Origin of the sequence: Bacillus solimangrovi (assembly GCF_001742425.1) — a bacterium.
In the GTDB taxonomy this organism is placed as follows: Bacteria; Bacillota; Bacilli; order Bacillales; family Bacillaceae_N; genus Bacillus_AV; species Bacillus_AV solimangrovi.
On sequence record NZ_MJEH01000028.1, the window covers coordinates 16,401 to 39,743 of the forward strand.

At 35.1% G+C, this 23,343-nt stretch carries 23 protein-coding genes and 1 pseudogene; 18 read left to right on the forward strand and 6 right to left on the reverse strand.

Annotation, left to right across the window (positions count from 1 at the left end; genetic code table 11):
- Nucleotides 1–516: 516 nt before the first annotated feature.
- A complete protein-coding gene (locus BFG57_RS10885) occupies nucleotides 517–1,287 on the reverse strand; it encodes an SDR family NAD(P)-dependent oxidoreductase (protein ID WP_069717521.1) in 771 nt (256 codons plus the stop codon).
- Nucleotides 1,288–1,408: 121 nt separating this feature from the next.
- Here BFG57_RS10885 and BFG57_RS10890 point away from each other — a divergent pair, with 121 nt between their 5' ends.
- Both BFG57_RS10890 and BFG57_RS10895 read left to right on the forward strand, forming a co-directional pair.
- On the forward strand, nucleotides 1,409–1,789 hold the full coding sequence (locus BFG57_RS10890; RefSeq protein WP_069717522.1) for a MerR family transcriptional regulator: 381 nt from the start codon (nucleotides 1,409–1,411) through the stop codon (nucleotides 1,787–1,789).
- A gap of 218 nt (nucleotides 1,790–2,007) precedes the next feature.
- Complete coding sequence (locus BFG57_RS10895; protein WP_069717523.1) at nucleotides 2,008–2,451, forward strand: hypothetical protein; 444 nt, start codon at nucleotides 2,008–2,010, stop codon at nucleotides 2,449–2,451.
- Nucleotides 2,452–2,698: 247 nt separating this feature from the next.
- Here BFG57_RS10895 and BFG57_RS10900 read toward each other — a convergent pair whose 3' ends face one another.
- Both BFG57_RS10900 and BFG57_RS10910 read right to left on the reverse strand, forming a co-directional pair.
- A complete protein-coding gene (locus BFG57_RS10900) occupies nucleotides 2,699–3,052 on the reverse strand; it encodes a hypothetical protein (RefSeq protein WP_069717524.1) in 354 nt (117 codons plus the stop codon).
- A 576-nt stretch (nucleotides 3,053–3,628) separates the two neighbouring features.
- Entirely contained in the window at nucleotides 3,629–4,036 is a 408-nt protein-coding gene (locus tag BFG57_RS10910; RefSeq protein WP_069717526.1) for an RDD family protein, read from the reverse strand.
- A gap of 375 nt (nucleotides 4,037–4,411) precedes the next feature.
- On the opposite strand from BFG57_RS10910, the gene BFG57_RS10915 reads away from it, so the two are divergent.
- From BFG57_RS10915 to BFG57_RS10925, 3 genes are all read left to right on the forward strand, one after another.
- A complete protein-coding gene (locus tag BFG57_RS10915) occupies nucleotides 4,412–5,317 on the forward strand; it encodes a right-handed parallel beta-helix repeat-containing protein (RefSeq protein WP_069717527.1) in 906 nt (301 codons plus the stop codon).
- 108 nt (nucleotides 5,318–5,425) lie between these two features.
- Complete coding sequence (locus BFG57_RS10920; RefSeq protein ID WP_069717528.1) at nucleotides 5,426–6,580, forward strand: aminotransferase A; 1,155 nt, start codon at nucleotides 5,426–5,428, stop codon at nucleotides 6,578–6,580.
- Nucleotides 6,581–6,667: 87 nt separating this feature from the next.
- Entirely contained in the window at nucleotides 6,668–7,336 is a 669-nt protein-coding gene (locus BFG57_RS10925; RefSeq protein WP_083249203.1) for a DUF3885 domain-containing protein, read from the forward strand.
- Nucleotides 7,337–7,447: 111 nt separating this feature from the next.
- Here BFG57_RS10925 and BFG57_RS10930 read toward each other — a convergent pair whose 3' ends face one another.
- Nucleotides 7,448–7,867 carry a YppG family protein gene (locus tag BFG57_RS10930; protein ID WP_069717529.1) on the reverse strand — a complete coding sequence of 140 codons (420 nt, stop codon included), beginning with the start codon at nucleotides 7,865–7,867 and terminating at the stop codon, nucleotides 7,448–7,450.
- A 129-nt stretch (nucleotides 7,868–7,996) separates the two neighbouring features.
- On the reverse strand, nucleotides 7,997–8,578 hold the full coding sequence (locus BFG57_RS10935) for a histidine phosphatase family protein (protein ID WP_069717530.1): 582 nt from the start codon (nucleotides 8,576–8,578) through the stop codon (nucleotides 7,997–7,999).
- Between the two features lie 331 nt (nucleotides 8,579–8,909).
- Between BFG57_RS10935 and BFG57_RS10940 the strand changes: the two genes are divergently transcribed.
- The 12 genes from BFG57_RS10940 to BFG57_RS10995 all read left to right on the forward strand — a co-directional run bounded on the left by BFG57_RS10940 (nucleotide 8,910) and on the right by BFG57_RS10995 (nucleotide 20,636).
- Nucleotides 8,910–10,232: an FMN-binding glutamate synthase family protein gene (locus BFG57_RS10940; protein ID WP_217627926.1), complete on the forward strand. Its 1,323-nt coding sequence runs from the start codon at nucleotides 8,910–8,912 to the stop codon at nucleotides 10,230–10,232.
- Nucleotides 10,233–10,367: 135 nt separating this feature from the next.
- Complete coding sequence (locus BFG57_RS10945) at nucleotides 10,368–10,811, forward strand: MarR family winged helix-turn-helix transcriptional regulator (protein WP_083249204.1); 444 nt, start codon at nucleotides 10,368–10,370, stop codon at nucleotides 10,809–10,811.
- Between the two features lie 332 nt (nucleotides 10,812–11,143).
- Nucleotides 11,144–11,764: a nitroreductase family protein gene (locus BFG57_RS10950; protein ID WP_069717532.1), complete on the forward strand. Its 621-nt coding sequence runs from the start codon at nucleotides 11,144–11,146 to the stop codon at nucleotides 11,762–11,764.
- Between the two features lie 24 nt (nucleotides 11,765–11,788).
- Nucleotides 11,789–12,496 (forward strand): pirin family protein, encoded by a 708-nt coding sequence (locus BFG57_RS10955; RefSeq protein ID WP_069717533.1) that lies wholly within the window; start codon nucleotides 11,789–11,791, stop codon nucleotides 12,494–12,496.
- Between the two features lie 42 nt (nucleotides 12,497–12,538).
- Entirely contained in the window at nucleotides 12,539–12,952 is a 414-nt protein-coding gene (locus BFG57_RS10960) for a DoxX family protein (RefSeq protein WP_069717534.1), read from the forward strand.
- 52 nt (nucleotides 12,953–13,004) lie between these two features.
- Complete coding sequence (locus tag BFG57_RS10965) at nucleotides 13,005–13,631, forward strand: FMN-dependent NADH-azoreductase (RefSeq protein WP_069717535.1); 627 nt, start codon at nucleotides 13,005–13,007, stop codon at nucleotides 13,629–13,631.
- 239 nt (nucleotides 13,632–13,870) lie between these two features.
- Complete coding sequence (locus tag BFG57_RS19275; RefSeq protein ID WP_069717545.1) at nucleotides 13,871–14,800, forward strand: hypothetical protein; 930 nt, start codon at nucleotides 13,871–13,873, stop codon at nucleotides 14,798–14,800.
- 99 nt (nucleotides 14,801–14,899) lie between these two features.
- On the forward strand, nucleotides 14,900–15,523 hold the full coding sequence (locus BFG57_RS10975; protein WP_069717536.1) for a hypothetical protein: 624 nt from the start codon (nucleotides 14,900–14,902) through the stop codon (nucleotides 15,521–15,523).
- A complete protein-coding gene (locus BFG57_RS10980; RefSeq protein WP_069717537.1) occupies nucleotides 15,477–16,112 on the forward strand; it encodes a TetR/AcrR family transcriptional regulator in 636 nt (211 codons plus the stop codon). The genes BFG57_RS10975 and BFG57_RS10980 overlap by 47 nt, the downstream gene beginning before the upstream one ends.
- Before the next feature lie 449 nt (nucleotides 16,113–16,561).
- On the forward strand, nucleotides 16,562–17,209 hold the full coding sequence (locus BFG57_RS10985; RefSeq protein ID WP_069717538.1) for a pentapeptide repeat-containing protein: 648 nt from the start codon (nucleotides 16,562–16,564) through the stop codon (nucleotides 17,207–17,209).
- 228 nt (nucleotides 17,210–17,437) lie between these two features.
- Nucleotides 17,438–18,949 (forward strand): right-handed parallel beta-helix repeat-containing protein, encoded by a 1,512-nt coding sequence (locus BFG57_RS10990; protein ID WP_069717539.1) that lies wholly within the window; start codon nucleotides 17,438–17,440, stop codon nucleotides 18,947–18,949.
- Nucleotides 18,950–19,649: 700 nt separating this feature from the next.
- A complete protein-coding gene (locus tag BFG57_RS10995) occupies nucleotides 19,650–20,636 on the forward strand; it encodes a Gfo/Idh/MocA family protein (RefSeq protein WP_069717540.1) in 987 nt (328 codons plus the stop codon).
- A 141-nt stretch (nucleotides 20,637–20,777) separates the two neighbouring features.
- Here the strand turns inward: BFG57_RS10995 and BFG57_RS11000 are convergent, their stop codons facing one another.
- Entirely contained in the window at nucleotides 20,778–21,683 is a 906-nt protein-coding gene (locus tag BFG57_RS11000; protein WP_069717541.1) for a right-handed parallel beta-helix repeat-containing protein, read from the reverse strand.
- Between the two features lie 463 nt (nucleotides 21,684–22,146).
- Here BFG57_RS11000 and BFG57_RS11005 point away from each other — a divergent pair.
- Nucleotides 22,147–23,343, forward strand: a pseudogene (locus BFG57_RS11005) (glycosyl hydrolase); the annotation flags it as partial.

Here is a 23,343-nt window from a genome sequence, read left to right on the forward strand (position 1 = left end):
GAGGTGACTAGATAAGGAGCAGACGAATAAGTGTCAGTAGTGTTGTATGCGGTGTTTCTTATCATGATAAGTTTGTTACTTTCAAGAATACATGAATCAGTTAGTACGTTTAAAAGAATAGTTTGTTACAACCCTTTATTCAAACATAATGTTAGTTACCCCCTAACATAACATAGTTTAGTTGAATAGAAGGATGAAGAACATAGTTGAACGTTATATATGTTATGACGTCAGAATTTAGTTGTAAACATTTTTTGTAAGCGGTTTCTTTTAGCATCCTTGACTTACTTATACCTTGGTTTGATTGATTCTTAATTGCTAAAATGAGTGATAGGCATTTTGCTTGAATGCAACCTCACAAATTTTCAACATTCTTCCGTTCTTATGTACAATTGGCTTGGTGAAGCGGTTCGGAACTGGAAAGAATGAAAGTGACGGGTGTTGTATATCATTGTTGCTCCTCATTGTTAAGATAAGCTATGTACCGAACGGAATAGGTACATAGCCTTTTTTTGTTTATGAATCTGAGCGAGAAGTGCTTGTTACATAAGGAATTAAAGGGTCTTTTAATTGGAATTCATATGTTCTTCCATCAACAATTCCAACGACTCGCTCACTATCATATAAATTAAGCATAAAATGAGCCATTTCTTTAGATGTATGGAACTTCGCAATTGCACCTTCGTATTGAAACTGGTCCACATCTAACGCACGTTGTGCAAATTCTGTTTCAGTAGCAGCAGGAGCAAGTACTTTTGCTTGCATTTTTGCACCTTGAGCTTTTAACTCATGAGCAAGCCCTTCTGTAAACGCACTCACATAGAATTTTGTTGCACAATAAGTAATCGCATCAGCGACAAGTGTGTATCCTCCACCTGATGAAACATTGATAAGTTGTGTTCCTTCAACATTTGCATAGTCTCGAACATATAACGATGATAAAATCGTTAATGCTTCGTTATTTAAACGTAACATCGTTTCAATTTTGTCTAATTTCTGATCAGCAACTGAATCAAAGTTACCGAAGCCTGCATTATTAATCCACGTTTCAATGTCATAATCGTTAAGGCTATTATAGAGTTCATATACATTGTCAGAAATAGATAAGTCGGTCGTACGAATCACAACATCGAGCTTTGGATTGATTTCTTGAATTTCTGTTTTTAGTTGCTCTAAGTGCTCTGTTCTGCGCGCAACGATGATGACGTTTTTATCACGTTTTGCAAATGCAAGAGCCGCTTCATACCCAATACCTGAACTAGCACCTGTAATGACTGTATATTTCATTTAACTACCTCCAATATTTGTTATTTAAATCTATATTGTCATTGTACTTGTTAGAGTTTACTCTAAGTCAAATCTTTTCTATACTTAGGTTAACAATGTGAATATTTGTGGAGGAATAGATATGTATTCGATTGGAGAAGTAGCAAAGACGGTCGGGATAAGTGCACATACGTTACGTTATTATGAAAAGGAAAACATTATTGAACCAATCCGTAAACCGAATGGTGACAGAATGTATGATGATACACACGTGCAGTGGTTACAATTCGTTCTGAAACTAAGAGACACACAAATGCCAATTGCCCAAATTAGAGAGTACGCCACTTTGTATCGACAAGGTGAACATACGACAACAGATCGATTGGCAATCTTAGAAAATCACCAACGTGAGATTCAAAAACAAATTAAAGACTTAGTGGCTACCGAGGAAATGTTGAGTGATAAAATAACAATTTACAAACGTATGCTTAAAGCTTCTACCACAAGCAATTTGTTGAAATAATTGGATATGGGAAGATGAACAAAGCTGTAATTAGATAAGCCTATCGGACATGAACTTTAAACTAAAAATGTATGATGCATCGATACTTATTACACGAATGATATCGTTTAGTGAAATACAAAAGGGGATAGAGATGAACGACTTGACTAGACTTAATTGTCTAGTCATATTAACCATTGTCTAAATCTTATTTGTAAGTTTATGAGGAGGTGTATCCTTTGAAAGTAGATACATTGAATGTGAAGTATATAATTGACGAAAAAACCACTGTCATACCAACAAAAATGTTTTACGAGATAGTAGCCGAAGATGAATTTCAAACGATTCACTTTGAAGTCCAACTGAATAATCACCAAATTAAATCTAAGCTATCCAACTCTGTTGAATATGCAATAAAGTATTTTCAGACTGAACTTCCAGACAACATTCGTATCGCGTGTTGCCAATCTTGCCAACACGGTAATTTCAATCCATTTGGTGATTTAGAAAATGAGATATTCTGCTTAAAAGATAAGACACTTCTAAATCGTGATCGTGTGGTTAACATCTTCTCCGAACAGGATGACTCTTTTGATACAAGAAGTAGAAAACTACTAGATTATTGTAAAGACTATCAATCGATATGTGAAAGCGAAAAATACACTTACAATGATTGGGTATAGAAGGATTATCTTAACTGATACTAAGCTCCCACTTCACAACTTAGAAGAGTTAACGAAGTTAGAGTAGAGGATGAAGTAAAATTCGCACTGATGGATGTTTCACTTTATTATGCTCTTTTTACGGGTTTATCGAAATCAGACCAAAATAATTCATTGGATTGTTTAGAAACAGAGTTTTTTTATGAAGAGCACTACAATTAAAGAAACTTGTTTTTGGTCATCAAGAGTTATCTATTAGCTTAAGAACTTATTTCTTTTCGATACTTTCTAACCATATCCCAATAACATATAGAATAGCCCCTACTATTAGAAGATAAGAAAAGTTGCGGTTAATACCTAACGGTGCAAATATTCCTAGCATTATCCATGTAAAGCCGATTCTTGAAATTAATTCACTCATTGTTTTTTTGTTGAATGTTTTGATGTCAACAAAAGAGCTAATAAAGATTAAAAGTACTCCGAGTAAATAGAAGACACAAAAAGTTACAAATGAATAGTTCACAAAGACAATACTCAAAAAACTTATAATGATGCCTATTAAAGATAATTTATCTCTTCTTGATAAACGACTAATAATTGTAAATAAAGTGCCTCTCCTCATTAAGTTACCTCATTTTTTAGTAGGTTTCATCGTATTTATTTCTTATTTATTGATATAGCTATTCCCTTTATTTAATTACAGAAAAGTAATTAAATAGGATATAAGAGCAAATAGTAAAAAATTAATCCTCATGATAGTAGCTAACTTTTTATCGGATACGTAAATGAATATTCCTACAAAGCTTGCCATAGCGATAACCCCAAATGTGTTGAGATAATCGTAAAATAAATATAATCCAGCGAAGATGCAATGTAACAATAAGTGTATCCAAAAGACTAGTTTTGATAGGGGGAATTCGTTTTTGTCTGTCACATTAACCTCCAAAATGTCAGATCCCAAGTAACGTATTTTCACTTACTAGACCTTTTCGTCGTTTGAGTAAGTCTAGTAATTTCAATTTGATAGAATACTATTTCATATTTTTGTACGAAATAGTATATTTTTCTATCTTGTAGTTTCTCATATATTTTCGTTTTGCTCAAATGAAAAAGACACACTACTCATTTGCGAATAGTGTGTCCAGTGTAAATCTCTTCTTACTTCACTGTCCTTAATACAATGACCAACTTAATAAAACTACTTTTTGTCTTCGATAACAATTGTGCCAGCTATAATATCATGAATGGCACGATGGTCTTTTCTCAGAATAACCATGAAAAAGCTTACAATGAAAAGTATGCCAAAAGAAATGATGTACAAAAAACCTCCACCGATTTGTCTTACAATCATGGTACTTATTGAAACTTTATCACCGTTCAATTTAACGACTCTCATTCCAGTAAGTTTTTTCCCAATTAAGTAACCATTCCACATGACAGGTACGACGATTAAATAAATGTTTGTAATAGTTAAATACAAAAATTCACCTGCATCTGATTTGCCGAAAAAGTAACTCAAAGGTAGCGAAATGGTAACTAACATAAGGATGTTATCTAGAATAGCTGCAAAAAATCTAAAAATATAATTCGCTGGTCTTAGTTCCACTACAAATCATCCTTTAATATGTATTTTAAAATTTGAACATAGAGATTGAGTAAAACAGCCTTCCCCACTTGATTATAAAGAAGGAACGTTAATTTGAAAGAAAAAAATTATAATTACCAGTATGTACTAATTTTTATTAAATTTAGAATTAACTGAATCTTTATATAATCTTTACGAACAACATTTTGAGACTTGCATAATCGTTTTTTTACTATTTGATATCTGAACCGAAAATATCTAACAATTAGTAATTGAACACTTAGAAAAATAACAGTACATTTTGCAGATGTAACCTTTCCATCTAGTCGAGCGTACAAGCAAAAATTTTCTTCATACATATAATTTATAATGACAAACATTTTGGAGGGAGTTGTGATGGCAATTATAGTAGTTCCAACTGATTTTCCAACCGTTCAAGCTGCAATTGATGATGGCAATACGAATGCAGGAGATACAATTAAAATTCTCTCAGGTACGTTTGATGGATTTGAAGTTACGAAAGAGCGCTTGAAGATTTTCGGATGTGGAATTGAAAAGACGATTATTACGGGACAGCCAGCCGATCCTGGAGGTAATGGAGTTGTTGTATTAGCAGATCAAACGATTTTACAAGGGTTTACTGCACAAGGGCTTTTTGAAGAAGGGGTTGTGGTGGAGTCTAATCATAATGTTCTAACGGATATTGAGTCTAACTTTAACATAGGAGGATTCCAAATAAAGGGATCTCATAACCTCATTCATAATTGTTCTGCTTCATTTAATGAGGGTGTGGCCGTAGAGATTAATGGTTTGCATAATTGTACGATTAAGTGTAACAGTAGTGATAATAAGGAAGTTGGCTTTAATTTTGTAGAGAATTTTAATATCGCAGTAAATATACGTGCAAATAGAAATGGAAACAATGGAATTGAAATTGATGATGAATTTCTCATCTTAGTAAAGAGTACAGCACTTAAAAATGCAGAAGCAGGTATTGCAATATTAGGGAGTAATAACAATATTATTGGAAACTTTGCATGTAACAATATGGGGAGTGGGATTGGAATAGATGGAGATTTTATTAACAATGTTATCGATACGAACATTGTGCGCAATAATGGAACGAGTGGAACAGGCTCAGGCATTTTAGTAGGTGACGATGCTATGGATAATGCTATTAGGTTTAATAAATTAAAACTGAATACTCCGTTTGATTTGGAAGTGTTAGGTGATCCAGCTAATAACACCTTCGATGGTAATAAGTGTACGAACAGTGAACCGTTTGGACTATGTGACCCATAATCAAAACGGTAAAATAAATTGCTTAATCACAAGATATGCCTCTATACGTTAACGTGCTGAAAATGATAAAATAAGCAAAAAGATTGAACGGAGAAGGGTGAGAACAGCATGGAGCATCTTGTGAATAAACGGGTACAAAATATACAAATTTCAGGAATACGCAAGTTTTTTAATCTTGTGGCAGATTATGATGATGTAATCTCTTTAACGATTGGACAACCTGACTTCTTAACACCTGAACATGTGAAGGAAGCGGCAAAACAAGCAATTGATAATAATAAAACGACATATACACATAATGCGGGTTTGATCGAATTACGTGAAGCGGCAGTCCAATTCGTACATAAGAAATATGGAATGAATTACGATGCAAATGATGAAGTGATTGTTACGGCTGGTGCAAGTGAAGCGATTGATATTACGTTCCGTACCATTCTTGAAGAAGGGTGTGAGGTTATCCTTCCTGGACCTGTCTATCCTGGTTATGAACCGATCATTCGACTATGTGGTGCAACACCTGTTCATGTAGATACACGGAATGATGGTTTTAAGCTAACAGCTTCATTGATTGAGAAGCATTTAACGGATAAAACACGTGCAGTTGTATTGCCCTATCCATCGAATCCGACTGGTTGCACACTATCTGAAGCGGAACTTACTGACATTGCAGAGCTTCTTCAAGGTCGTGAACTGTTCGTTTTATCAGATGAGATCTATAGTGAGCTTATTTTCGGTGATACACATCGTTCGATTTCAACAATTGGTACAATGCGTGAGCAAACGATCGTTATTAATGGACTAAGTAAATCACATTCGATGACAGGCTGGCGAGTAGGACTTGTCTTCGGCCCGAAACAGATTATGCAACATATGTTGAAGGTTCACCAATATAATGTGACATGTGTATCAAGCATTACTCAATATGCTGCATTAGAGGCGCTTACGAATGGAATCAATGACGCTGAACCAATGAAAAATGAGTATTTGAAACGGATGAATTATGTGTATACACGTCTTAATCAAATGGGGTTTGAAGTTGAAAAACCGACAGGATCATTTTATATCTTCCCATCGATTGAGAAATTCGGTATGTCTTCATTTGATTTTGCACTCAAGCTCGTTCAAGAGGCAGGCGTAGCCGTCGTTCCTGGAGATGCATTCTCTAATCTTGGTGAAGGGTATGTTCGGATCTCATATGCGTATGCGATGGACACGTTGGAAAAAGGTATGGATAGACTTGAGCAGTTTGTAAAAGCACGCTAAGTTAAAGGTTAATATCCATCACGAAATAGTATGTGTTCTTCGTACAAGAGTTGGTTCTTGAGGTATAGAAATTAGTTGGAGGATTAAATGTTGGCATTAAAAGAATACTTAAATTCTACTTTTCCAGGACTACAATTGAAATCAAACCTTTACGACGAATGGGACATTAGACTGCATATCAGATTGGCAGAAGGTATTTATCAGTTTAAGGATAACGGACAGCTTAATCTTGAAATGTTTGAGATGGTTTATTATCAAGCGTTGACGATTTTTAATCACCTCTTTTCTGAACAGGATGAAATTTTCCTCGTTACAAACGTATGTCATCGTAAACGAAATTATAGGAAAGTTAAAGTAAAGGTGTATGACCGTTATCTAAAAAATAAGTCATTGAAATATAAAGTGAGACAAGAGGTTAAACCATGTCTTTTTGACGATGAAGAGCATGAGCAGTATATTAGTTCACAGTATTACTTGAAATGCCGAAAATCAGATATTAACTACTCTTTACTAATTAAAGCTATTTGTAACGAAGACTTTCAACCATTGAAACCTAGGTTTGGTAGGGATAAAGGATCGTATTATCCAGATGTTTTCTTCGTCAATGCTTCTAAAAATATCATTTTATTTATCTATGATGACAGAGGATGCGAGGTAATTGCACAAAACAAAGAAACGATACGCCCATTGTATGAGCAATATCATGATTGGGTAGATGATTATTACCGAGAAGAGAATGAGCTACTTTTTAAATAAAAGAAAAATGTGGGAAACTCTTTTAATTGGAGTTTCCCACATTTTGTCTTTATCAATCTTAGAATTTAAAAGATGTGTCACTTCAAGCTTTAATTGCTTGCTCAACCAGCTTTACCTCACACCAGCTAGTTTGGATAATAATGGACCTGCTGTTTTCACAAGTGGTGAAACTTGTTTGACAGTTGTCGTAATTTGGTTCATCGTTGACATCGTTTTGTTCATATCAAATTTACCGTCGTCATTTTGAAAGAAGGTCATAAGATTGTACCTTGGAGGACGAGGAACATACATACCATGACCGGGATGCATATACGGATGGTATTGAACAGGTTGTTGAGGCATATGTGGCATTGATTGTTGCCAACCATTTGTATTCATGCCCCAGTAAGGTTGAGTAGGTTCCGTTTGCGCCCATTGCTCCTGAGTCGCATATTGCTTAGGTGGATACTCATAGTAAGAAGTAGGGTAAGAACGATAAGACTGTGTAGGTTGTTGGCTCTCATAATAATGTTGTGGACGATAGTTGTTCATAAATATCTCCTCCCATAATCTTGGTGTTTCATCTACCACATGTGCCTATGTCAATAATACTTTATGTAAGTGGTGTTTGATGTGACACAATCATCATCGGAAAAGATTTGATGTTCATAACAGTTAAAGTCAGCAATGAGCGTTCATATGAAAAAGTTCGTTATAAGATTCGACCTTCCATTTGTTGTTCTTATGTTTCATTACATTTAATGATCCATTTTGAAGATGAATTTTTTCAAATGGCAATGGATGTGCAAGTCCGATGTTTAATGCTGCAACAATTGTAACACCGTGAGAGATCACAATAATCCGCTCATTTCGGTATAACGTCAATAGCTTCTCTAATCCTAATTGAACTCGTTTGCTTATATGTTCGTTTTCCTCAATATCGTGAATTTCACCAGCTTGATAAGCACTTATCATCTTCTCATACGTCCAGCCAGTTGCTATCCCATAATCCCGCTCTATCCAACAATCATCATATGTAATTGGCAGATTACGAAGCTGTTCATTAATAATTTCAGCCGTTTGTACTGCCCTTAGCAATGGACTCGTAATGACTCGATCCCACTTTTTTGCTTGTAGATGGATTGCACAAAGTCTTGCTTCAAGTATTCCTCGTTCATTTAAGACCGTCTGTGTTGTGCCTTGAATTTTCTTTTTTATATTCCAATCTGTTTGTCCATGTCTGACAAAACATATTTCTGTCAAAAGTTAGTCACTCCTATGCCAATCATTCTCTACAAATTCTATCACGTTTTCTTTCCTTATAACGAATGAAGATAAGCAATCTGTTACAAGATAAGAAAAACTTTCATGCATTTATCACGTTTCAACTGACGCTAACACTCCCACTTAAGTCAATGAGGTTCAAGTGGGAAATTACCTGATTCGTTCAACTAACTATCAGCGTGGGAAGAAATACCTCACTGATGGACGTTTCAATTTATCGAAGATAGGAGTAGTGATCGAGATGTTTAATATAACAATCATGTACGACGTTATAAGGATAGTACTGCTTCTATTAAATTTGATTTTTCTAATGAAACTATGGGGCACTTATCGGAAGTTTGTCAAAACAGTAGAGAAAGAAGCTTCAACAGGTCATGTCGAGACAAAACAAATGGAATTGTATCCGACCTTTAATAAGTCCAACTTTCAGTACTTGTTAGAAAGTGGCTTGCGTGCTTCTAGTGGAAAAGCATTATCTCGCCCTTTCGGTTCAATGAAAAAGTGGCAAGATTTTGAAGAAATCTTATTTATACCTGCACAAACATCCCCATCTCCAATTAACAGTGATCAAAACGTAGACATCTCAGTAACGATTGGTCCAAAAGCCAAGAAGCCGATGAAGATTGACATGCCATTAATCATTGGTGGATTGTCATATGGGATTCATGTAACAGAGCAAGTGAAGGTTGCATTAGCACAAGCATCAGCAAACGTGAAAACAGCGATTAATTCAGGTGAAGGACCATTTCTACCTGAAGAACAAAAGGCTGCGGGAAAGTATATTTTACAATATTCAAAAACAACTTGGGCTAAAGAGCGCAATGAGCTTGAAAAAGCAGATATGATTGAAATTAAGTTTGGTCAAGCTGGATTTGCGGCAATGGGTTACGAAATCAATCAAAAAGATATTGAGGGGCGCGCTAGTGAATTAATGAAGATTAAAGAAGGAGAGAAGGCCGTCGTACATGACAACTTTTTCGATAATCCGACTGTTCAGGATTTCAAAGAATTAGTAGAAGAGTTGCGCAATGTGGCAGGAGGTGTGCCAGTCGGGGCAAAAATACTTGCGGGTGGCAAGATAGAAGAAGAGCTTGATTTTCTTCTTGATATCGGTGTAGACTATATCGCAATTGATGGTGTACAAGTCATCAACCATCACGCTCCAGCAATTACACATGATAATTTCGGTATTCCGACTTTACACGGATTAATAAGAACGGTTCGTCATTTGGAAAAAAGAGGAGCGAGAGAGACGGTTAGTGTGATCTGTTCTAGTGGACTCTCATCACCTGGTGATTACTTGAAGGCCTGTGCAATCGGAGCAGATGCCGTTTATCTTGATGCTAGTATCGTCTATCTGTTAGTTCAAGAACAGATGTTCAAGTCACATCCTTGGAAAACACCAAGTGAACTCACTTCATATAACGGTAAATATAAAGAAAAGTTTGACGCTGAGAAAGGTACAGTGAGTGTATCTAACTACTTAACTTCTGCAGCGAAAGAAATGCAGCTTGGCTTACGGGCACTCGGTAAGTCTTCCCTTAATGAACTGACAATCAAAGATTTAGTATGTAGTAATGAACAAACAGCAAATCAGTTACATATTCCATATACGTTTGTACCATTTCGTTGAAACGTCATAATGCTCAGTGGGATGTGTTTGTTCTCACTGAGCATTTTCGCATAATGTGAAGAATATTGACATTTGGATAATATATTGATACAATAAATCTTGAATTCAAGATAAATAGCGAAGGTGTTGATTCAAATGGAGCAGGAGAATTCAGCTTTGAAATTATTTGTCATAATGATGAGAGCACACCAGCGTATATCAGACGCCGTTGGAGCAGATGTTAAAGGATTTGGCTTAAATCCAACTGAGTTTGGTGTTCTAGAATTGCTTTATCATAAAGGAGATACGCCATTACAGAAGATAGGTGAAAAGATATTACTTGCAAGTGGAAGCATTACGTATGTCGTTGATAAGCTTGAAGGAAAAGGTCTGTTAGAACGGAAGTCATGTCCGAGCGACCGACGTGTAACGTATGCGGGATTAACAGAACAAGGTCGAGCATTAATAGATGATGTGTTTCCGAAGCATGCGCAGATGATTACGGATTTATTTTCAGTTCTATCAACAGAGGAGCAACAACAAGCGGCGGAATTGATTAAGAAACTTGGACATCATTCTGAAAGCATCGGAAAAAAATAAAAAATCGGTTGACTTTGTATAAGGCAACCGATATACTTATTTCATAAGTCTTGAATTCGAGATATTTGAATTAAGGTTATATTGGATTGTAATCGTAAATATGTTGTCACTAGAAAATAGAAAATTAGTTAAAAACTAGTTGACTTTTTTAGAAGTAGTCGATATGATGAATTCATAAGTCTTGAAACTGAGATAATTTAAACGAACATTTGATTTTCAATCATTTTTTTTGGTCATTTATCTTGAATTAAGAATATATGAAAGTAAGTTATTTTTTTGCCGTAATATCTCGAAATCATAATATATTAAACTAGTGTAAAGGTGGAATGAACATGGGACAGTTTGAACAATTAGTAAAAGAACGTCGTTCAGCAGCAAACTTCATTGAAGGAGAAGAGATTACCGAAAAAGAGCTGAATGAAATTTTTGAACTCGTTAAATTTGCACCATCAGCATTCAACTTACAACATACAGATTATGTTGTCGTACGTGACACTGAATTGAAAGAGAAAATGAAAGATGCAGCGTACGGTCAATATAAAGTTCATACAGCGTCAGCGGTGATTATTGTCAAAGGAAACAAAAAAGCATATAAAGATGCTTCACGTATTTATGAAGGTATGCACCAGCTTGGCATTTTAAGTAAGCAAGAATATGACAAGACTATTGGTGATATTCACGGTGTATATGAAGGGAACGGAGATGGGTTCCAATATGATGAAGCAGTTCGAAATGCTTCACTATCCGCAATGTTATTCATGATGATAGCAAAGGATAAAGGTTGGGATACGTGTCCAATGATAGGATTTGATCCGAATGCAGTTGCTGAGCTACTAGACTTTACAGAAAACGAAGTGCCAGTATTAATGATTACAATTGGTAAAGAAAAAGTGGAAAGTCGTCATCCACGAGGTTACCGTAAGCCAGTTTCAGAGTTTGTACAATATCGTTAATTCAACTAAGGAGTGACAAAATAGATGATTCAAGTACAAAGAGCAAAAGAACGTTATGCAGCAAATCACGGTTGGTTGAAAGCACGCTTTAGCTTCTCGTTTGCAGAATACTACGACCCAAATTATATGGAGTTTGGGCCAATGCGAGTGTTAAACGATGATATTATTCAGCCGATGAGAGGTTTTGGAACACACCCACATAAAGAAATGGAAATCGTGACAGTTGTGTTAGATGGCTATTTGAAGCATGAAGATAGTACTGGTGAGACGGCAACGACGACCTTCGGTGGGATTCAGAGAATGACCGCTGGAACAGGTGTCATGCATTCCGAAGTGAACCCTAGCCCAGATCAGCAAGTAAACTTATTGCAAATGTGGTTCTTCCCAGATGAACAGGGGCTTCAGCCGTCTTATGAGAATACGAACTTCAACATCGAAGCAATGAAAAATAACTTACTACCTGTTGTAAGGAAAGGCTCTGATCGCGACGATGTAGCAAAGATTCATCAAGACTTGACGATCTATCTTTCTGACTTGGAAGAAGAAGAACAGCTGACATTCTCACAAGATGAAGGACGAAAAATTTTCGTATTCGTCATTGAAGGTAGCATCACATTAAACGATGCAACAAACCTTGATCGACGTGATTCAGCACGCATTACAGATACTGCAAATTTAACGATCGAAGCGACAGAAGATGCTCGTTTCATGTTAATTGATTTACCTAAATAACAACAAGAGAAATTAGAAATAGTAGAAAAGGAATGAGAAAATTTGAATAAAAATCATGAAATTGGTGGATTCATAATCCGCATTGTTCTAGGGATAATCTTCTTAGTACATGGTTGGATGAAATTTGCTGGAGGTATTGGAAACACAGTTGGGATGTTCGAGTCGATGGGTATGCCAGCGTTTGTTGCTTACTTTACAGCAATCGTAGAATTAGGAGGTGGTTTAGCACTAATCATTGGACTAGGAACAAGAATAGCAGCAGCACTAATCGCCATAATTATGTTTGGTGCAATAGCAACTGTGAAAATTCATGCAGGTTTCTTAGGTAATGGACAAATGGCAGGTTTTGAATTTGACCTTGCGTTAGCAGCAATGGCAATCTATCTTACTTTGGCAGGAAGTTCATTCCTAGCTGTAGATAAACTCTGGGGGTCTCCCAGGCAAGTTGAAAAATAGTCAATCAAGATTAAACAATAAAAATGGTTCTATATTAAAGGAGGAAACAAATATGTCAACAGTATTAGTAGTAAAAGCAAATCCAAAGGAAACTGAGCACTCATTCTCATTGCGTTTAACAGAAAGCTTCCTAAACGAATATAAACAGGTAAATCCAAATGATGAAGTAATTGAACTAGACCTATACAAACAAGGCGTACCATTTATTGATGCAGACGTATTATCAGCATGGGGAAAATTCGCAGCTGGTGGCGAGCTAACAGCTACTGAACTAGAGAAAGTTGGTAAAATCGATGCGCTAACTGAGCAGTTCATCGCAGCAGACAAAGTCGTATTCGAAGCACCAATGTGGAACTTCAGCTTTCCACCATTCTTGAAAGCATACATTGATACAATTTCAATCGCAGGTAAAACATTCAAATATACAGAACATGGTCCAGTTGGTCTATTAGATGACAAACCAGTTGTATTATTCGAAGCACGTGGTGGCGTATATTCTGAAGGCCCTGCAAAAGGACTTGATCACACTGAAAGCTACTTAAGAACAGTAATGAACTTCGTAGGTATTGAAAGTTTCAAGGCGATTGTGGCAGAAGGCATGGCACAAGCACCTGAACAAGCAGAAGAAATCTACACAGAAGTTGAGAAACAAGCAGTCGAGCTAGCGAAAACATTCTAATATAAGAAAAACGTCACTTGTTCCGTGGGGAGCGAGTGGCGTTTTTGATTGTGTTTTTTTTGCTTCTATTTTAAATAGGTCTGAATGAGTAATAGGCTAATGTAGCAGTAATTATAGATACCATGAGCTACACGTGTTGTATTAGGGAAATTTAATCGCAATCAACTTGAAGTGAAGAGTAGGTAATGATCATAAAAAGTAGACATACACTCCCAAAAAGGGAGGTTATTTTGCTTATTATGAAAAAGGTTGTTATTGGAATTGTTTTAATTGTATTCATTTTTGGATCTGCTTTAGCATTTTTAAGCAACTCAGATGGTTTGAACATTGCTAAATCTGATAAACAAATTGAAAGTGAAATAGTAAAAAGTATGGAAGAAACTAAGAACGAAAATGAGAATATCGAAAAATTATTTACTAGAAGTTTAAAAGAATTAAAAGATAAAGGATTCGAAGAAATAGGTTTAAGTTACTCTCATGAAGAACGTATTTTATTTGCACAAGTTAATGATACTGACACTCTAGAGGATAATAAGGGTGAGATTAAAGAAATACTAGTTCGTATAGCAAAAGAAGTAGGAATTAATGGTTTTAATATAAAGTTTGGGATAGTAGATAAGGACAACACCCGAAATCAAGAAGATAAAAAGTTAATAGAATCAATGCATAAGGTATCAAATGTAGTTTCGGATGTATTAAAGGATAATAACTATAGTAATCTTTCTTATTCAATATCGATTAATCCGAATGATGAAATTATAGTTATAAGAACAGATGTAGATTTTGGAGGAAATGGTGAACTTGAAAAACTCATTTCCAACTCCATTTTATCTAAGACAAATATGAATTATAAAGTTGAAATAAAGAAGCGGAGCGACAGTGAGCTAAGAGAACAAGAATGGCAACCCATATTTGCTGCAATAAGAGATGAAACAAGTAAGAAATTTAACGAATATAGAGGGTTTGCTCATTCATTCCATCCTCAACCATTGCAGATTATTATAAAAACAAAAATAAATGACAGTTGGTTCACAAACTCAGAAATTAAGGTTAAGGAAATTGAAAATTACGTGGATAAAATAATTGAGTTGAAAATAGAAGCGTTGTCTATTAAAGAAATTCCTTATGAAATTATTATAAGAGAAAAAAATAATAAGAAGATAAATTAAACCTCCAATTAAGGAGGTTTTGTTTTTTTTATCGGCATAAAAATTAACCTTAGTTAATATATTAACAATAGTTAATTTTGAATTAAGGGGGGACTGAATGTGAATCTATACCGTTGGTTTTTAAAATGTGCATCATGGCCGAAGGTGATTGTGCTTTTAGTCGCATCAAATGTGATTTATTTTATTATGATTAGAGTCACCATTCCGAATGTCTCTAATATGGCGGAAGGAATGAAAGTATTTGATCTCATGCCCTTAGGATATGATGTAGACTACGCAATGAAATTATTAGAGGCTTTAGGTGAAGAGGGAAGAAACATATATTTGTTGCAACAAATTCCACTAGATCTCGTTTATCCAGGATTACTCGGACTATCAGGAGCATTTTTGATAGCGCGTATGACCCGAAATCATAATAAAATGAGTTTAGCACTGTTTATTCCGCTGATTGCAGCGACTTTTGATTACCTTGAAAATATGTTAGTAGCTTATATGCTAGTGAGATATCCAGATGTGAATGCATTAACAATTAAAAGTTCCAGTTTTTTCACAATGGGTAAAAGCTTGATTACAACTATATTCTTTTTATTTGTTATACTTTATTTAGTAGCTGCACTCATAATATCAATAAAACACAAACTTAAAGGTGAAGAAAACACTGATATAGGTGATATGAATGGAAAAGAAATTTTCACTTCGAGAGAGGAAGAAAATTCAAACTAAAATATCGGTCTTAAATGCAATGTTAGATGGTTTGAGTGAGAAGACCTTCAATGAGATCCGTGTTGAGGATATATGCGAAAAAGTGAATATTTCTAAGGTGACGTTTTTTAAATATTTTTCAATGAAGGAAGATGTGCTTGATTACTTTGTCTTACGATGGCAGTATGAAAGAACTATTGAAATTCATCAAAAGAGATTTATTGGGTTAGAAGGGATTTATCAAGTATTTAAGTCAGTTTCTGAAGTACCAAATGCTGATAAAATAATTGTTTCCTTAATTAACTACTATTCAAAAATCCGAAATAGACCTCGTAAGCTTGAGTTAACAGCATATGAACGTTTTACCGTTGACCCACAATTTGAAAATGAACATCCAATCGAAATACTACCTTTAGATAAAATATTTGAAGTTTATATAGCTGAAAGCCGACACATCTTGTGTGAGGACAAAGATAAATATATTAATCAACTCATTACATTATTTTACGGAGTTCCATTTCAAGTTCATATCAGAATGCTTGAGAAGGGTGCGTTAAGTAATCTTTATAAGGAAAGTTTGGATTTGTTATTTATTAACAAAAGTGGTTAGGTGAAAAGAATAAAGCGAACGAGCGTTAAATAGATAAGATCGTTTGAGGGGAGATCCGATCCTTTTAATTATCAAGCTTTAAGTCTAATATTTTAATAATGGTGTCCTCTGCACCTTCATTATACAAATAATGTGGATGTTTTTTTCACGTTTCAACTGACGCTAAGACTCCCACTTCAAAACTTTGGAGAATCAACTAAGTTTAAGTGGGAGAGGGCCTTGATCATACCCCTGTGGTATAAGCGTCAGTAATCACCTAATTGGTTTAACTAACCATAAATGGAATATTAAGGATTGCATTCACTGATGGAAGTTTCACTTTATTAAGGCCATATTTTGTTGATATTTTTCCTAAACTATCTTCTCATAAAGGCACGCTTCTTTATAGGAGGGTGCCAGGTTGTTGACGAACGTTTACGTAACTACTAATAGAAAGGTGCTGACGCTTTATGACCAAAAGGTTCAAAGTAGATCTCCCAAAAATCCCATCAGATTTAAAACAGGCAAATTTTCACGATATCTATTATAAAGAAGATCCATATTTATCGAACAGTATGATTACGAACGCATCCATCGAGAATGAACAGATTGATAAATTAGAACTGTCCAAAGTTACATTTAAAAATGTTAGACTGCTAGGTTCTTCTTTTAGAGGAATTGATATGACAGATGTTGTTTTTGAAAACTGTGATCTTTCTAATACTGACTTTTGTGAAGGTATTATACATAGAGTTACTTTTAAAGACTGTAAATTAATGGGTTTGAACTTCTCTGGAGCGACTCTTGGGAATGTCACTTTTGATAATTGCTTTGCAAAGATGAGTGACTTTATAGATGCCCGTATAAAACAAGTGATATTTGAAAGTACAACTCTTCAAGGTGCTAATTATTCGGATTGTGAACTTAGTAAGGTAAAGTTTGAGCGATGTGATCTTGATGATGTTGATTTTTCTCAGACTGCACTTAATGGAATTGATATTAGTACATGTACTTTTGATCGGATTACGGTTGATATGGAAAGTTTAGAAGGGTGCATCGTTTCCTCAGAACAAGCAATTGGATTTGCAACACTTCTTGGGTTAAAAGTTAAAGATTAAAAAGTCTAATGAATGAAATGCCCTCTGTCTACTTGACAGAGGGTATTTCAAATTAACAGACTCGCCCTTTTTATTAATAGATCAATACTCGTCTATACGTTTTTTCTGTCCACGCATAAGATGGTTAAAGTGATAGTGTCTCATATACATGTCTCAAAATATATTGATAATCCCCATTTTCCTGACCTCTCGCTTAATGAACAATGAAAAAAGAAAGGAGCTGAAAATTTGAATACACTTATCGTTCCAACAGATTTTAGTACGATTCAAGCAGCGGTTGATGCGGCCAATCTAGGCGATACGATTGAGGTACTTGCAGCAGGTGGACCTTATGCTGGTGCAACAATCTCAATGGATAACCTTTCTTTCAAAGGTGTAGATAATCCTGTTGTAGAAGGATCCGTTAATGGTTTTCTGCTTAACAATGTTTCAGGTATTTTGATTGAGGGTTTTACTATTCGAAATAGTGTTCACGGAATAAATTTAATGTCTAGCAACAATAATATGATTGAAAAAAATACGATTCAAGTTAATAGTGTTAGTGGTGTAAGTTTATTGGCTAGTGACAACAACACGATTGAAAACAATATCATTGAAAATAATAGTGTAGATGGTATAAATCTAGCGTGTAGCAATAACAATGCAATTGAAAAAAACACGATTCAAAATAATAGTGTTCAGGGGATATGGTTATCTTCTAGTAACAGTAATACAATTGAAAAAAATACATCTCGAAATAATAGTATTCATGGCATAACGTTAGCGTCTAGTAACGATAACAAGATTGAAAAAAATACTACTCAAAATAATCGAGTTAGTGGAGTAACGTTAGCATCTAGTCACAACAATATAATTGAAAAAAATATCATTGATAATAATGATCTTAATGGAATAACGTTAATGACTAGTAACGACAATATGCTAGAAAGAAATACCGTTCAAAATAATTTTCTTCACGGTATAAATTTATTGGTAGGTAACAACAATACGGTTGAAAAAAACATCATTCAAAATAATGGTTCTGACGGGGTAGGACTACAACGTTCTGGCAACAATAAGCTAGAAAAGAATACTGCCCAAAATAATGGATTTGACGGAATACAATTAGAAGGTTCTAATAACAATAAGCTAGAAAAAAATACTGTTCAAAATAATGTTTTTGACGGGATACAATTAGAAGGTTCTGACAGCAATGTGTTAGAGAAGAATACCGCTCAAAATAACGGGTTTGATGGAATAGAATTAGAAGGTTCTGACAACAATGCGCTTGAGAAGAATACCGTCCAAAATAATGGATTTGATGGGATACAGTTAGTAGGTTCTGACAACAATGTAGTTGAGAAAAATACCGCTCAACATAATGGATTTGACGGGATAGAGATAGAAGTTTCTCATGATAATACGTTTGAAAAAAATACCGTTCAAAATAATGAGTTTGACGGAATAGAGCTGGAAAATTCACATAACAATACGTTTGAAAAAAATATCGCTCAACATAATGGTTCTGACGGGATAGAATTAGAGGTTTCTGACAATAACACACTAGAAAACAATACGATTTTAAATAATATGGTTAATGGCATTGAAGTAGCATCATCTAGTGAAAAAAATATCGTAATTAAAAATACGGTCCTAGATAATGATGGGATAGACTTAATCGTTGATCCAAATACGAACACCGTCGCAAACAATGTCTGTAATACGAGCGATCCCGCTGGACAATGTATGGATGGCTGTTAACGATTTCAATTGCTCATAGCAGTGAAAGTAGAGTAAGAAATGTACTCAATTGATCTTTAGAAATAACAGCTATTAGGATGCAGATAATAAACACTAAAAAGATTCTATTGGCTGTATAAAGATTAAGATAGATATACAGAATTCTTCCTTCCTTAAAATAAATCTACGGACGTGCTTCCTCTACTAGCTTTACAAATCAATTTTATTAACTGTCAACTGCCGCTAGGACTCTCACTTCAAAACTTCGGAGATTTAAATGTACCCCTGTGATTAAAACGTCAGTCATTACCTGATTGGTTCAACTAACCATCAGTGGAGGATGGAGAAAACCTTCATTGATGGAAGTTTCACTTTGTATAAACATCATCTCAAGAGAACGATCCTCTTACACGATTCATATCAAGTTCATAAGTCACACGATTAAAAGGAAATGAGTAACTATTGGGGCAGTTCACCTTCAATTTTGTTTAGTATACTTTTAAATTTCGATATAAACAATAATGAAGAGAACGATAAAGTTTTGCCATGGTCAACGAAACTACTGACTATTTGCTGAGTACCGAAAAAAGGTTAAGACAGTATAAATCAGAGCAGAAATTTACAACAAAAGTTATTTATTTTAGCGTTTGTTGTCGAAATATGTTAGGTTTGAAATTGGAAGTTATACATATGATTAGATTTGTAATTGGAGGTCATGTATATGATTAGATTCGGAACAGTCGGAACAAATTGGATTACAGATATATTTCTTGATGCTGCAAAACACCACCCACAATTCTCTTTAAAGGGTGTTTATTCAAGATCAGAAGATAAAGCAAAAGAGTTTGCACAGAAACATGATGCGGATCTAATATTCACTGATCTAGAAGAAATGGCAAGTAGTGAGGACATTGATGCCGTTTACATAGCAACTCCTAATTCCTTACACGCTCAGCATGCGATTACGTTTATGAATAAAGGAAAGCATGTTTTATGTGAAAAGCCGTTTGCCTCGAATTTGGCAGAAGTGGATGAAATGATAGAGGTAGCGAAAAAAAATAACGTTTTATTAATGGAAGCTTTAAAGACTACGTTCATGCCTAGTTTTAAAGCGATACGAGAAAATATACATAAAATTGGTACTGTTCGTCGCTACAATGCGATTTATTGTAGTTACTCATCAAGGTATGATGCTTATCGAAATGGAGAGATTTTAAACGCATTTAATCCTAATTTTTCTAATGGATCATTAATGGATCTTGGGATATATGGTTTATATCCGATGGTTTCTCTATTTGGCCAACCTGAGAATCTGAAGGCTAATGCCTATATGTTAGAATCAGGAGTTGATGGTGAGGGAAGCTTGCTATTTAAATATAAAGAGATGGAAGCAGTCGTTACTCATTCAAAAATTGTCAATTCCTATGTTGATTCAGAAATACAAGGGGAAGATGGAACGATTATGTTTGATAGCGTGAATGCTCCTACTAAAGCAGAGATTCGCTACAGAGATGGATCAGTTGAAGTTATTGAATTTACTCAAGACAAACCTCCGATGTATTACGAGTTAGAAGAGTTTATTCAATTGTTAGAAGAAGGCAAAATGGAGTCTTCTGTGAACTCACATGAGGTTTCACGTATAACAGCTTCCATTATGCAAGAAGCAAGAGAACAAATCGGGCTTGTCTATCCAGCAGACAAGCGCTAAAGCTTCATCTAAGATTTTCAAGGGAATGGCTCTTAGGAACTCAAGGTAATAAGCTCAAGCTTTCTGTGACAAGAACTGCCACACCAAGGCTGAGCTTATGCTTGTCGTTCCTGGGATGAACTTAAATCCTCAACCTGCATATTACGGATTACAAATTTCTGGAGGAAAACTGACTCCACATTTATTTCCATCAAATGTATTTTCAAACAATCCACTTTCTTCTTCAATGTCAAGATCGAAGTTGTTTTTTGCTTTGTTAAATCGAATTGTATTATTCATCGCGCCACTTTCAACACGAATACCAGCATTGGTAGCAAATGAGCCGTTGTTTCGAACGATGTTGTCGTCAATGCAATTGTCGAATACATTATTATCTACTAAAATTCCAGATTGAATATTATTGCATACTAGATTGCCAATAACAGTGTTTTGGTCTTCATCAACTTGAATTCCTAAAGCTTCATTACTTATTGACTTATTGTTAAAGAGAATTTGATTGGGTTCATTTATTTCAAAACCATCACTTCGATTATTTTTTGCAAGATTATTGATTAATATGTTATTTATATCGAATAACTGAAACCCTTCAAATGTATTCTGCGAACTTTCACAACGAAGCAAGCAATTATGAAGTCCATCTATTTCGATTCCTTCAAATTGACTAAAAAACGAGCTGCAATTTATGAGTAAGTTATTATTATCGTTTATTTCTATATTAGCTCCTTGGTTAGAAAATTTTACTTCGATGTCTTTTAGTGTATTTTGAGATGAGTTAATTTCAATACCACTTACAGGGAAATTTTGGACAGTGAAGCCTTGTAATATCGTCTGATTCATATTCACATTAATTCCGTTAGGACTAGCAGCGGCAGGATCTCCAGCAATTATCGTTTTACCAATTCCACAACCAAATATCTTCAACCTTTCCACATTCACATTAAACCCATCAAACGTACCAGCCAAGATTTGAATACTATCCCCCGATGAAGATGCGTTGATTGCATCTTGAATGGTCGGCAATTCAGTAGGTACAATTCGAATTGTCATATTTTACACCGCCTTTTTATTATCTTAATACATCTTATGAGGCACATTTGTTTGTGCCTGTACATTTTCATTAATTAGTAAAAAAAGGCTCTCTTTCTTGAAACTTAGCTTCTCAACACATAATTTCAAAAGTTTTGATGTTATGAAGTTAACTCGCCTAATAATGATTACCACATGTAAAAAACTCATCGTCTATACTAAGACTATTTATCTATTTGAACTGTTACAGTATTACACCGCTGTTACAAGAAACCCACGGATATTCCTATTGTAGTAGCATTTTTTCTAACGTAACCTTGAAGTAGATGTTCAAAAGGTTAACAAAATGGCTGTTAAATATTTTTGGTTATTTGTTATTTCTGTTCTTTATAAAATCAAAAAAATGTTTATCAGTGTGGAGAAAATATCGATCCTTTTTGAATATCTATTAGACAGCTTATGTGAAGAAATTAGGAGGAAGTTTATGAAGAAGCTACTAACAGTTGCATCAGCAACATTGCTTACAAGCTCACTTATCGTACCATCAGCAAATGCCTTTTCAGGTGAAGTTGATTTAGGTGCGGGTAGTTATTCTACTGTTAAACCAACAGGTGTGTCAGATGTGCAAGATATGATCTATAAAACATCTAATATAACTGGCGCAATGCCAACAAATGATTGGTGGAGCTCGACTGCATGGGAACAATATTCCAATGCTCAATATCCACACCCTCTAGCGATGATTAATGAACCATCTGGACTTCGAATCTATAATCCTAGCAATAGTATTGAAGGATTAGGAGGATTTACAAAGGGCTGGATGAATGATATTGATGATTTCGTTCTCGGTCATACAGGTACAGGTTCATTTGAAAATACGAAGGTTGATGATTATAGTGACTGGTTTGTCACGAATGAATATAAAAACGGAGGAAACTCTATAGACGTTACATACGGACACGGCTCACCGTTTGTCTATGCAACATATGAAGGTGGCGATCCGAAAATCACGTTACCTTCAACACCACCAACTGTTTGGTATGGTGATGAAAATAGTAACGTAATCGGTATTACGACTGAAAAGGGTAGTCACTATGCATTGTTTGGTCCAAGTGGATCGACATGGTCAGGATTGAACACGAAAACATTGACGAACCACCTTAACGGTAAGAACTATTTCTCTGTTGCGGTTCTGCCTGATAATTCAATCGAAACGTTGAAGAAATTTGAGCAATATGCATACTCACATGTCGTTGATACTAGAGTTGATTGGTCATATAACGAGGCGACAAGTGAGGTAGAAACAACGTATACGTTTGAAACAGAAGTGAAAGAAGGGGCAAACGAAGGTACGATTTTCGCATTATATCCACATCAGTGGAAGAATACGAATCAACCTTTCTTAGATTATACGTTTGATTCTGTTCGTGGAATGATGAAGGTTGCAGAAGGCTCTTCATTCAAAACGACGATGAAATTTAACGGTGTGTTACCGTCATTACCTGATGCAGGAACGTATGACAAAGCTAAGTTATCAAGCTTCATAAATGAAGCTCAAACTGAAGTAGACAACCCTAGTGATACGTATTGGTACGGGAAGCGGTTAGGTGAGCTTGCGACACTTGCTCCAATCGCTGAACAAGTAGACGATAATGAAGCTGCAAATCAATTCCGACAAGAA